Here is a 12193-nt window from a genome sequence, read left to right on the forward strand (position 1 = left end):
GATCCTGGTTTGAACGACTCGAAACCGGCAACGTGATGCGGTGACAGATCGCTTCCGACCTCTCACTGCGAACCAGTGCTTCTTGGGAGCCTCAGCTAGCGACGTTCGCGGCGTCATGAAAACGCGAAGGGGGAAAGCGGCCGCTTGCGACCGTTTTAATTCACAAGCGACAGCTTTAATTCTCAAAGACCACGAGTGAAGTTTGAGAATTAAAGCTGTCGCAGGAGGGCCACAAATTTCGCGGCCTGCAGCCCCGTTGAGAGGACGCGCAAAACTGTCGCGATCGCCCAAAACGCCTGTTCGCGCAGATGCGCTAGAGAATTAAAACTGTCGCAGCCAAACGTCACGCGGCTTTCAGGTACGTTTCTCAGTACCGGTGGCAGGTCCGCCGCCGGGCCTAAGAATCTTCGCGCGGGATGAAGTAGGTGACTAGACCAATGGTCATCAACCAGACGTGGGTTGAACTGTCGACACGGGGTGTCGCCTGGGAAAAGGATCATCGTGTACATGGCCGATTCTCCGGCCAGGGGAAGGATCAAAGTCAGGATTGACTTGTGAACGTCCTGACTTCGTATTTAGTGGCGATGAGAATCAAACTGACGAATTCAGACGAAAAAATTGCCTTGCGAGCGGCTGGGTATCTGCTGCACAAAGCCCACGGCTTGATTGCCCGACACTGCTCACGTTGCTGGCTATTCCGGCCTAGCTCAGAGCTTTCATCCGGGGAGCGCCCAGCCAGCCAGATATCATCTCTTGAACCACTTCCCCCGGTGCCATTCCAAATACGCCCAATGCTCAACTGCAACCTTCCTCAGCCGCAGATCAGGCCACAGCCCCAACATCTCTGCATCACTGTCACATAACTCTGGACTCAGCATAATCCTGCCATCATCCTCAAAGCTGATGAGCCCTTGATCAAATGACACATCCAGGTTAGGGGTCAGCAGCAGACCGTTGTACGGATCAAGCCGCTCCGGATCAGTACACCGATGCCAAGGCTTGATGTGCGATGCCCGCAACACCGTAGCCGCACCACAGCCTGTTACCGCACACCCCTGCCAATAAGCCAACAGGGCATCCCGATAAGCGCCTTGGCCGATCCGGGCCTTTATCAACGCATCCCGTTCCGTTTCGTTTTGGGCAACCCCGTCGAGGCAGTAGACCGGTATGAAGGAGGCGACTGGAGGTGTTTCAGGATCTAGCGCCACCGGCTGCGCCGCCGATTTCAACCATTCGGCCAGCAACGCCTGAAGTGCCTGATCATCCAGAACCCCGAGGTCAATGCCGTAGTGAGTTTTCGACTTGCCTGTATGTTTGCGCTCAGGAAAAGCCGCCATATCGGCATTGTGAAAGTACTGCTCGTCCCCCCCAATTACACCGGGATTTGCAGCCAATCACTGACGTGCTTCTCAAACCGAGGAGCAACCACCAGCGGTGTGCGTTGCCGAGGGTGCTCGCTATCGGTCAACTTAACGTAGAGCACGTCGCTTACATCCGGATGATGAAACCGCGCGACCTTTATAATCTCCCGATTTATCCGCACAAAGCCTGCCTGCATGATCCCAGCGATGAATGCTTCGCTACTCAGTGCGGCCGGTGGCTCCAACTTTGCCCACTTGGTAACGCGCCGTGGTGCGCTATTCGTACCGGGTATCCAGTTCAACTGCACCAGTGCCTCGAGCAACGGTGGATGCAATTGAGCGATGCGTCTGTTGGCGCTAGGTAGGTCGTCAAACGTCGCCAGCGTATAAACCCACCACTTTGGCCGGACCAGTCCCAATGCCTCGGTCACTAGGGAAAGTCTGAAAAAGACTTCCCGATCTGATGAAATACCTATCTCGCACAAACTGAACAGTTGAGCCTCGATGAAACAGATGTCCTTCGCCGACGCCGAATATGCCGGCAAACGTAAGCAGACCCGCCGCGAGCGCTTCCTGATCGAGATGGATCGGGTGGTACCCTGGAAGGGCTTGGTTACTTTGATCGAGCCGCATTATCCAAAGGGCGAAGGGGGACGTCCGGCGTATCCGTTGATGGCCATGTTGCGGGTTCATTTGATGCAAAACTGGTTCGGCTACAGCGATCCGGCGATGGAAGAATCACTGTATGAAACGACGATTCTGCGCCAGTTCGCGGGCTTGAATCTGGATCGAATTCCCGATGAAACCACGATCAGCTTGGAAAAACCGACTTTTTCAACAGAATCGGCCGATAGCCGCCACTCATAGTCGTCTGCTTTAGCAGGACGAATGCTTCACGTGGGGAAAAAATCTGCGCCTCCTGGCATTAGTCGTTCTCATGGCAGATCAATAACGGTCGAGTGGTCAGGTATGACCATGCTTAGGACCCAATCGGCACCATGTCCATACCGCTATATAATCCGTACAATTGGGGCCCCGTCGGCACGGATCTTCAGGATGGATCATCCGAGGGTGATATCAGCAATGCGGGGCAATATCGCTCTAGGTCGCGGGCATGGACAAAAACATTTTTTTGACCATGATTATCCACCCAGGCATGTGGACACTCTGGGTAGTCCCAAAAGTGCGCTAATTGCTGGATATTATAGGATGTCCATGCACATCCACGTTGCCAGTGCCCTTGTGGCTATCTGGGTGAGCCCACCGGCCGCTGTCGGTGTACGACTGAGCCAAATCCAGCGCTACCGTAACAAGCTCTCCGGCCCGCTGCTGGACCGGATAGACCTGCACCTTACCGTCGCCCGGGAAGTCACAGCACTCAATCCAGGGCAGCAAACCGGCGAGAGCACTGCCAGCGCTGCTTTGTTAGTGGCTCAGGCACGAGATATCCAGAACCAGCGCCAAGGCTGCGCCAATGCATTTCTCGACTTGGCCGCCCTGCGGCGGCATTGCGCACTGACACGCACCGACGAAGCCGGGCTGGAATCGGCATGCGCGCGCCTCACGTTGTCCTTGCGAGCGGCTCATCGACTGCTGAAAGTGGCGCGCACCCTGGCTGATCTGGAACAGGCTCAAGCGATCGGCAGAAACCATGTGGCCGAGGCGTTGCAGTATCGACCGGCAAGCGGCTGAGCGCCGGACAGCGCCTGCCGCGCGACACGAACCTGGACCCGCTTGCATCAATTGTAGGCACTTAAGCGGCTTCGTCATCTGATATGAGCTTAAACAGTGCGACATGTCGCTGCGGAATACCCCCATGCCAAATCGTTGATTGCGCCGCAATGGCTTTAGACCGTTATCTATATGGCCCTCGATACTTCGATGCGAACCCGACGCGGGATGCGTTCACAGTGCGCAATAACAAAGCCGCTTCAGGCTAAGAACTATTTGTCCGGGAGACATGAGATGAAGTATCCATTACGGCCGTTAGTGTTCTGGCCGACCTTTTTGATTCTGATGGCGGCGGTCACCGCCAGCTACGTCGACCTTGAGTCGTTCCTGCGCACAAGCTCGCAGCTCAACAGCTTGATCCTCACCAACTTCTCATGGCTGTTCAGCGCGGGCTCTTTCGCGTTGGTGGTGTTGACGTTTGTCGTGTATTTCTCGCCGCTGGGCAAGGTACGTATTGGCGGCAAAAATGCCGAACCGCTGCTGAGCAAATGGCGCTGGTTCATGGTCGCGTTATGTACAACGCTGGCGGTCGGGGTGTTGTTCTGGACAACCGCCGAGCCGCTTTACCACCTGCACTCTCCGCCGAGCAGCCTGTCACTTGAACCAGCCAGCGCGGCGGCAAAAAGCTTCGCTATGGCCACGATGTTCCTGCATTGGACTATCACGCCTTACGCGATCTATCTGGTGCCGTCGCTCGTTTTCGCGCTGGTGTTCTACAACCTGCGCAGCAATTTCTCTATTGGCGCGATGCTGCAGCCATTGCTGGGGCAAGCGCGCGTCAAACGCTACGCGGGCCTGATCGACACCATGGCCATGTTTGCACTGGTCGCCGGCATGGCCTCTTCACTGGGCACCGGCGCACTGACGCTTTCAGGTGGCTTGAGCCAGTACATCGGTGGCGAAACGACGCCGTTGCGGCTGGCCATAATCATCGGCGTCATCGTTATCACCTTCGTGGCTTCCGCCGCCAGCGGCTTGCAGCGCGGTATCGTAATGCTCTCCTCATTCAACACTTGGATCATGCTCGCGCTGGGTCTGTTCATGCTGGTCTGTGGGCCGACTCTGTACATGTTCAGCCTTGGTGTCGAATCGCTGGGCGTGTATTTGGATAATTTCTTCGCCATGAGCCTGTTCACCGGCGCCGCAAGTGGCGACACGTGGCCGCAAAGCTGGAGTGTCTTCTACTGGTCGGTATGGTTCGCCTGGGCACCTGTCAGTGCGATGTTTCTCGGCAAGATCGGGCGTGGCTATACCGTACGTGAATTCGTGCAGATAACCATGTTTTATCCCGCGCTGTTTACTGGCCTGTGGATCTGCATTTTTTCCGGTAGCAGCCTGTATTTCGACGCCTTGGGCGATGGCAGCCTGAACAAAGTGCTCACTGACCAAGGCGTGGAACATGTGCTTTATCAGTTGTTCCAGCAACTCCCGGCCAGCGGGTTGATGGTCGCTTTCCTTCTATTTGTCGCGTTCATCTCGTTCGTAACTGCGGCGGACTCCAGCACCGACGTCATAAGCAATCTGTGCAGCAAGGGCGTGACGGCGGACTCGGACCTTGATGGCAACCCGCTGCTGAAGGTGGTCTGGGGCGTGATCATTGGCATCGTGTCCTGGGTGATGGTGGCGTTTGTAGGCATTGATGGCGTGAAAATGCTTTCGAACCTCGGCGGCCTGCCAGGGATGATCATCGTTTTACTCGCCAGTACCTCCCTGCTCATCTGGCTAAGACACCCAGAACTCCTGTCCGGCAACGTCACTGAAAAAGCGCTCGACCTGGTGGCACCAGCAGGTATTCGTGCGGGCGAAGTCTTGAAGTGATTCGCCGCTATTAATCTGCTCGATCAACACCTTTACAGGCCCACCCGCTGCGCTTGCGGCGGGTGGGCAAGCAATTCATCGGAAAAAGCCGGCCGGGCGGGCTGCGATCCGTTCGCGCATGTTTTGATTTGGAAGATTAAATGAAAGTGATTGAAGAGTTCGCCTACACCGTGCGAGAGATTGAGCATTGCCTGATCCCCTTGAGCGATGGCACCCAGTTGGCAGCACGAATCTGGCTCCCACAAACCGAGACTGTGCAGGCATTTCCAGCAGTTCTGGAATACCTACCCTATCGCAAGCGTGACGGCACAGCGGTACGCGACGCGCTGACCCATCCTTGGATGGCGGGCCAAGGCTACGTGTGCGTGCGTGTTGATATGCGTGGTAATGGCGAGTCTCAGGGGCTTATGGCTGACGAGTATCTTCTGCAGGAACAGAATGATGCGCTGGAAGTCATCGACTGGCTGTGCAAGCAACCTTGGTGTGACGGCAACGTCGGGATGATGGGCATCTCCTGGGGCGGGTTCAACAGCTTGCAGGTTGCCGCTCGGCAGCCAGAGGCTTTGAAAGCGATCATTACGTTGTGCTCTACGGATGATCGCTTTGCTGACGACATCCATTACAAAGGCGGCAACTTGCTGCTGGAAAACTTTGGCTGGGCGGCCACCATGCTGAACTTCAGCGCGGCAGTCCCGGACCCATTGCTAGTGGGCGACGGCTGGCGCGAGCAATGGCTGGAGCGCTTGAACGCCATGCCGTTGCTGGCCAAGACCTGGCTGGAGCATCAGACACGCGACGGCTACTGGCGTCATGGATCGGTATGCGAAGACTACTCAGCTATCAAAGCGGCAGTTTATGCCGTTGGCGGCTGGGGCGATGCGTATAAAAATAGCGTTCCGCGCATGATGCAGCACCTGCAAAGCCCAACAAAATCGATGATCGGACCGTGGATCCACAAATATCCACACTTTGCCGTGCCCAATCCTGCCATCGGATTTCTTCAGGAGGCTCGCCGCTGGTGGGACTACTGGCTCAAGGGGATCGATAACGGCGTGATGGATGGTCCAACAAGCTGTTTTTATCTGCAGGATGCATTGCCGCCCCGTGGCAGTTACGCGGAACGCCCCGGCCATTGGGTACAGACCAATGGCTGGCCAGATGAACAGATCCAATGGATGGATTACAGCCTAGGCGTTTCTGGCTTGGGCAAAGGCTGTGCTGTACTGGAAGACTCGCTGAGCGTTTGCTCCCCGCTGACCACGGGCCTGCATCAAGGCGAATACTGTGCGATCTGGTTTGGCCCTGACGGCCCGACGGACCAGCGCCGCGACGATGCCAACTCGTTGTGTTTCGACAGCCCGGTACTCAGCGAAACACTGGAGATACTAGGCGATGTCCGATTGAATCTGCGTCTTGCCAGCAATACCGCAGGCGGTCAGTTAGTGGCTCGTCTGAACGCTGTTGCGCCGGATGGACAGGTGTCGCAGATCACCTACGGGGTGTTGAATCTCAATCTCCGTGACGATCCGGGCACATTAACGCCGCCCGTACCCGGCGAGCCCATGCAGGTTCGCCTGAATCTGGATCATGTTGGTTACCGCCTGCCGGCCGGTTATCGTCTGCGCATTTCCCTCAGCACAGCAAGCTTTCCCTTGATCTGGCCGAGCCGCGAGCTGACCACGCTGACGCTCCTGCCTGAACTGCAAAGCGTGCAAATACCGGTGTTTACCGGGCAACACGTGGACTGTCCTTTTGAAGAGCCGCAAAGCTCGAAGCCCGCCGCGCTGGAGACCATTCGCAAGGCTCAGCCCAAGCGCAGCCTGAACGAGGACGTCGACAGCGGCGAAGTGTGCGTGCATATCCAGGATGATCTGGGTGCCATGCGTTTTCTTGATCATGGCCTATGGGTCGACCAGAAATGCTCTGAGCAATATCGGATCCTGCCGTGGGATCCGTTCTCTGCCCGGGCGGATATCCAATGGTCCTATCGGGCAGGCCGGGGCGAATGGGGGGTGGAGGTTGATAGCCAGTTGAGTATCTGCGCTGATGAGCAGTGGTTCTATGTCAGTGCTGAGCAAGTGGCGCGAGAAAACGGCAAGGAGGTCCATCGCCGCACCTGGGAGGAACGAGTGGCGCGAGTCGCCTTGTGATACAGATGATGGCAGGATGGGCGCAGGCTGGCTCTGTCTGGCCCCACCTCTAGCCTCTGGAATTGACATGTCGCGCCGCAATGTCGACCTACCGCCACTCAACTGTCTGCAAACCTTTGAGGCGGCTGCACGCCAACTGAGCTTCACTCAGGCCGCTCACGAATTGAACCTGACCCAGAGTGCGGTAAGTCGCCAAATCAAACGGCTGGAAGAAAACCTGGCCCGACCTTTATTTCACAGACAGGCAACGGGCATCACCCTGACCCCCGCTGGCGATCAGTATTTCCGTACAGTGCAACGACTGTTGCGAGAGCTTGATCGCGAGTCGGCGGAGCTGCGTCGTCGCGGTGCGGATCGTCAGCTTACGCTGGCCAGCACACCCACTATCAGCTCGATATGGTTGGCGCAATTGCTGCCGGAGTTCGAGAGCCTGCACCCGGATCTACACATCCGCATCCTGTGCAGCGAAAACCCGCAACACATCGACGTCAGCGAATATGATCTTGGATTGTTCTATCACCTGGACGAACTCCCCTCACCCCACGGGCTGGATCTATCGCCGGTATTCCAGCAAGAACAGGTCATCAGCGTATGCAGCCCCGAATATCTGGCGCGGCGCGGCAGTATTCAGAGTGCGCAACAACTGCTGACCTCCCACACGCTGTTGATCGTTGAAGACCATTTCCATGACTGGCTGACCTGGGCGGACTGGTTTGCGGCCATCGGCGCGGTGTACAGCACCCCGCGTCATGCGCTGCGCAGCAACAGCTTTGAGCTGCTGATGCAATCAGCCATCCGCGGACAAGGCGTTTCCCTGGGCTGGCGCAGCCTGCTGGAGACCGAACTGGCGTCCGGGCGTCTGGTCATGGCCCTACCAGATACGATGGTCAGTCGAGGACGCTTGCATCTGATGCAGCCTCACCACCGCAACCCCCCATCCTCGGTACGCAGCTTCTGTCAGTGGCTGCTGGAACGTGCAGGCAGCGGCGATTGATTACGCCTTGAGTGCACGGCCAGCGCGTTGTATCACGCAACGAAACCGATCAACTTCCTTACTCATCTCGGTAGCCAGTGTGTTCAGCTCTTCTGCGGTGACGGCCAGGTGTGACACCACTTCGCGCTGTTCGCTGTTGGCCATTGCGATGCTTTGCAGGTTGCTGAGCAGGGTCGCTGTGCTGCTTTGTTCCTGGGTCGCGGTGGTGATCGCCGCGAACTGCTGACCGGCCGAGCGGCTGGCCTCGTCGATCTGAGCCAGGGCCGCTGCGACCTTGGCGTTGCGGGCCAGCCCTTCCTGCATCTGCGCATTGCCCTGCTGCATGGTTGTAATGGCGTTACCGGTTTCCTGCTGGATGCTGGTGATCATGCCGGAGATTTCGTTGGTCGCGTCTCGCGTGCGAGTTGCCAGGCTGCGAACCTCATCGGCGACCACCGCAAAACCTCGGCCTTGCTCGCCTGCACGGGCGGCTTCAATGGCCGCGTTGAGCGCCAGAGGCAATCGAGGTGATCACGCCGACGATGCTGCCAATTTCCTGTGAGCGCTGTCCCAGGGTATTGATCACTGTGGCCGTGCTGGTGATGGAAACCGCAATTTGTTCCAGGACGAGGACGCTTCCTGCATGGATGCGCGACCAATACGGGTTTGCTGCGGGTTTCCTGTGCGAGACGTTCGGTATTGCCCATGTTGTCGGCAATGTTCAACGAAGTCGCGCTGAACTCCTCGACCGCCCCGGCCATGCTGACGATTTCGCCCGATTGCTGTTCCATGCCGCGATACGCGCCACCCGACAGGCCGGACAACTTGTTGGCGCGGCTGCTCACTTGCTGAGCAGCGGTGCGAATGTGCGCCAGCGCTTTGCGCCTCATTGCTGCCTGATCGCAACGGCGGCAATCGACCCAATATAGCGGTCGTTCGGCGAGCTTGGTTTCAGGATGATGGTGTAACGGCTACGGCGGAGGCGCCTGGTCACCATCGCCAACTTAGGGTTATTGTGGTGACGGAGATTTTGCTGCTGACTTATCGTAAGTCGCCGATGGACCGTTTGCGCGGCCCAGTTAACGCTGGTAGTTACTCCGCGGTCGCCTCTTCTTTCAGATTCAGGCGGAAAGTGTCGCGAGCGGTTTTACCCACGTAGGTGGTGAGCGCGTAATTTGCCGTTCCGCCGACGATGACTCCGATTCCGAACGGAATCACTTTTGCTGCAGCTTTCTGAGTGAACGAGATGCCGATTTTAGCGAACAATTCCTTGATGATCTGAAGCGTCGGCCCCTTCAAATATTGATGCACCATACGCACGCCGGCCTTGCTGGCGATTTTGGTTGCGCTGGAAGACCCCATCTGCTCCAGGGAGCCGTACAACGCGATGATGTACGACATGTGCTTGGCATCTTCGTTGGACATCTTGCCGTTGATGGCCACCGCTAGGCACATGGTCATATCGATCTGCAGCTTCATGCACACCGAGATATCCGCCAGTCCTCCCCCAACAGCGCTCACCAAAGTGCCAATACCGGGAATGACACCCGGAAGAGCAGTGGCTGCGCCCGAGGTCGCGGCCAGCTTTGAATAGCGGCTGATGATTTTGTCGACAACTGCGTCTTGAATCTTTTCGTCCGTGGCGGACGGCGCCGAGCTGCGTGCCTGGCTTTCATACTGGGTAACCAGTTCACGGGCGTCCTGCGGACTAATGGCGATGGCTTCCACCATCTTCATCAATGAGGAGCTGCCTTCTTCTTTTCCTGTCGTCATGTCGGATTCCTTTCGAGAGATATTTGTCAGCTGTTTTCGAGGCTGAGCGCTAAGGCGAAGGGTGGCACAGTTGATATCAAAATGACACTGCACTAATGACTATGCGTCGCGAAGGGGCGACGACATTCTGAATAGAGGTCGGGCAAGAAAGACTTGTAAGCAGAACGGGCATAAAACAGCGCCCGTCCACCAGTCAATGGCCCAAGGTATAGCAAGCGCAACCCGCAAGCTAAGACCTTGGAGACTTTGTTGACGGCTGTTATCACGACAAATGCGTCAAGAGCGCTCGTGCCCGTGAAATGTCTGCTTCTGGCCGATTCTGCTGAAAAAGTCGGTTTTTCCAAGCTGCCCGCATACTGACCGCTGAAAACGCCTTTTTTGCACGCAGCTACTCGCTCGTTTGGAGCGTTAGGTGGCGTGCCGCGTCGCGGCATCTACGACAACATGAAAACGGCTGTCGACAAGGTCAACAAAGGCAAAGGCCGCACGGTCAATGCCCGGTTTTCCGTAATGTGCTCGCACTATCTGTTCGATCCGGACTTCTGCAACGTCGCTTCGGGTTGGGAAAAAGGCATCGTTGAAAAGAACGTCCAAGACAGCAGACGACGCATGTGGATCGACGCTCAAGATTGCATGTTTCACACCTTCGAAGAACTGAATATTTGGCTCGGTCAACGCTGCCGGTCGCTCTGGAGCCAGCTGGTGCATCCGCAGTACAACGGGCTAACGGTGGCAGAGGTCTTGGAGCTGGAGCGGGTTGAAATGATGCCGATGCCAACGGCCTTTGATGGCTACGTCGAGCGCACCGTACGCGTCTCCAGCACCTGCCTGATCAGCGTGGCGCGAAATCGCTATTCGGTGCCTTGCGAGCGCGTTGGCCAGTGGGTCAGCAGCCGTCTTTATCCTTCGCGAATAGTAGTCATCGCGACGAAACGGTAATCGCCAGCCACGAGCGTCTCTTTGATCGAGATCAGGTCAGTTTTGACTGGCAGCACTACATCCCACTCATCGAACGCAAGCCTGGTGCACTGCGCAATGGCGCTCCATTTGCTGATCTGCCAAAGCCGTTACGGCTTCTCAATCGGGGACTGAGGCGTCACACCAACGGTGATCGAATCATGATGCAGGTACTGGCTGCTGTGCCCATTGCGGGTCTCGAACCGGTGCTGGTGGCGGTGGAGCTGGTACTTGAATCGGGAAGTCTGAGCGCCGATCACATCCTCAATGTCCTTGCCCGCCTGACCTCCACCGCACCACCTCCCTGCGTAGAAACCAGTCTGCAACTCAAGGTGGTGCCTGTTGCCAATACGGCGCGCTACGACCGGCTCCGTACGACCGATGAGGAGAATCGTAATGCGTGACTTAATGACGGAACTCAAAGAACTGCGCCTGCACGGCATGGCCAGTGCCTGGGAAGAGCTGGTCTCTCAAGGAACAGCTTCGACGGCTTCATCGAAATGGCTGCTGGAACATCTGCTTCAGCAGGAACATGCGGATCGCGCGGTGCGCTCGGTGAACCACCAGATGAACATGGCAAAACTCCCCATGCACCGTGATTTAGCTGGCTTTGACTTCGGCGCTTCCAGCGCTGATGCCCGGCTGGTCAGCGATCTATCCAGCTTGGCGTTCACTGAGACCGCGCAGAATGTAGTGTTCATCGGTGGGCCTGGAACCGGAAAAACACACCTGGCGAGTGCCTTGGCTGAATCCGGAATCACGGCCCACAACAAACGCGTGCGCTTCTTTTCCACGGTGGATCTGGTGAATCTGCTGGAGCGTGAAAAGTACGATGGCAAGGCAGGGCGAATCGCCCAGGGACTGCTTCGCACAGACCTGGTGATACTGGATGAACTGGGGTATTTGCCCTTCAGCCAAAGCGGTGGCGCCCTGTTATTTCACCTGCTGTCCAAACTGTACGAACACACCAGCGTGGTAATCACCACCAACCTCAGTTTTTCGGAGTGGTCGAGCGTGTTTGGCGACGCCAAGATGACTACTGCGTTGCTGGATCGGTTGACACACCACTGCCACATCGTCGAAACGGGCAACGAATCATACCGCCTGCAACACAGCACCTTGGCCGCCCAGACAAAGATCAAATCACGGGAACGAAAGCGCAAGGACGGAGATGGCATCGAGGACGATGAGCCGTTTTGATCCGCACCATAAATGCCCTGCTGCATGCGGTGGGGCTTGATGCATCTTCAATCGGAACACTGCTGCTAAGCTTATCCACAATTGCTGGGGCAAAAATCAGCAATCCGTCCTGGGTCATTTTTCAATCGGCAGGGTGGGTCAGTTTTCAATCAGCGCCAACAGGTGCCGTACCTATTGACAACAATTGGGCAGAGGTGCGACACGAAGTCGCTTACAGAAGTTGTTCCCCT

General features: G+C 56.8%; 7 protein-coding genes and 4 pseudogenes. 8 read left to right on the plus strand and 3 right to left on the minus strand.

The features are described 5' to 3' along the window. Positions 1-746: 746 nt before the first annotated feature. Entirely contained in the window at positions 747-1394 is a 648-nt protein-coding gene (locus AFK24_RS09815; protein WP_080482105.1) for an HNH endonuclease, read from the minus strand. A 471-nt stretch (positions 1395-1865) separates the two neighbouring features. Here AFK24_RS09815 and AFK24_RS09820 point away from each other — a divergent pair. From AFK24_RS09820 to AFK24_RS09840, 5 genes and pseudogenes are all read left to right on the plus strand, one after another. Then, a pseudogene (locus AFK24_RS09820) lies at positions 1866-2174 on the plus strand (transposase); the annotation flags it as partial. A 422-nt stretch (positions 2175-2596) separates the two neighbouring features. Next, positions 2597-3053, plus strand: a pseudogene (locus AFK24_RS09825) (ATP-binding protein); the annotation flags it as partial. A gap of 273 nt (positions 3054-3326) precedes the next feature. Beyond that, complete coding sequence (locus AFK24_RS09830; RefSeq protein ID WP_080482107.1) at positions 3327-4910, plus strand: BCCT family transporter; 1584 nt, start codon at positions 3327-3329, stop codon at positions 4908-4910. 140 nt (positions 4911-5050) lie between these two features. Continuing rightward, positions 5051-7060 carry a CocE/NonD family hydrolase gene (locus AFK24_RS09835; protein WP_065833057.1) on the plus strand — a complete coding sequence of 670 codons (2010 nt, stop codon included), beginning with the start codon at positions 5051-5053 and terminating at the stop codon, positions 7058-7060. A 67-nt stretch (positions 7061-7127) separates the two neighbouring features. Continuing rightward, positions 7128-8054, plus strand: a complete 927-nt coding sequence (locus AFK24_RS09840; RefSeq protein ID WP_065833058.1) for a LysR substrate-binding domain-containing protein — start codon at positions 7128-7130, stop codon at positions 8052-8054. Here AFK24_RS09840 and AFK24_RS09845 read toward each other — a convergent pair. Further along, positions 8055-8902 (minus strand): annotated as a pseudogene (locus AFK24_RS09845) (methyl-accepting chemotaxis protein); the annotation flags it as partial. It lies immediately after the preceding gene. 223 nt (positions 8903-9125) lie between these two features. Next, positions 9126-9806 (minus strand): EcsC family protein, encoded by a 681-nt coding sequence (locus tag AFK24_RS09850; RefSeq protein WP_065833059.1) that lies wholly within the window; start codon positions 9804-9806, stop codon positions 9126-9128. 384 nt (positions 9807-10190) lie between these two features. On the opposite strand from AFK24_RS09850, the pseudogene AFK24_RS09855 reads away from it, so the two are divergent. The 3 genes and pseudogenes from AFK24_RS09855 to AFK24_RS31355 form a co-directional block, all read left to right on the plus strand. Next, positions 10191-11167, plus strand: a pseudogene (locus AFK24_RS09855) (Mu transposase domain-containing protein); the annotation flags it as partial. Beyond that, entirely contained in the window at positions 11160-11963 is an 804-nt protein-coding gene (istB, locus tag AFK24_RS09860; protein WP_065833060.1) for an IS21-like element ISPsy20 family helper ATPase IstB, read from the plus strand. The pseudogene AFK24_RS09855 and the gene istB, both read left to right, overlap by 8 nt. Continuing rightward, positions 11960-12193 (plus strand): hypothetical protein (locus AFK24_RS31355; RefSeq protein ID WP_139110479.1); only part of this gene is annotated, 234 nt, incomplete at its 3' end. The genes istB and AFK24_RS31355, both read left to right, overlap by 4 nt.

The organism is Pseudomonas syringae (genome assembly GCF_001698815.1).
Lineage (GTDB): Bacteria > Pseudomonadota > Gammaproteobacteria > Pseudomonadales > Pseudomonadaceae > Aquipseudomonas > Aquipseudomonas syringae_A.

Excerpts from the sequence above, each read along its gene's own strand:
- AFK24_RS09840 (WP_065833058.1), top strand. The coding sequence starts at position 7,128 with ATGTCGCGCCGCAATGTCGACCTACCGCCACTCAACTGTCTGCAAACC.
- AFK24_RS09830 (WP_080482107.1), top strand. The coding sequence starts at position 3,327 with ATGAAGTATCCATTACGGCCGTTAGTGTTCTGGCCGACCTTTTTGATT.
- AFK24_RS09850 (WP_065833059.1), bottom strand. The coding sequence starts at position 9,806 with ATGACGACAGGAAAAGAAGAAGGCAGCTCCTCATTGATGAAGATGGTG.
- AFK24_RS09835 (WP_065833057.1), top strand. The coding sequence starts at position 5,051 with ATGAAAGTGATTGAAGAGTTCGCCTACACCGTGCGAGAGATTGAGCAT.
- istB (WP_065833060.1), top strand. The coding sequence starts at position 11,160 with ATGCGTGACTTAATGACGGAACTCAAAGAACTGCGCCTGCACGGCATG.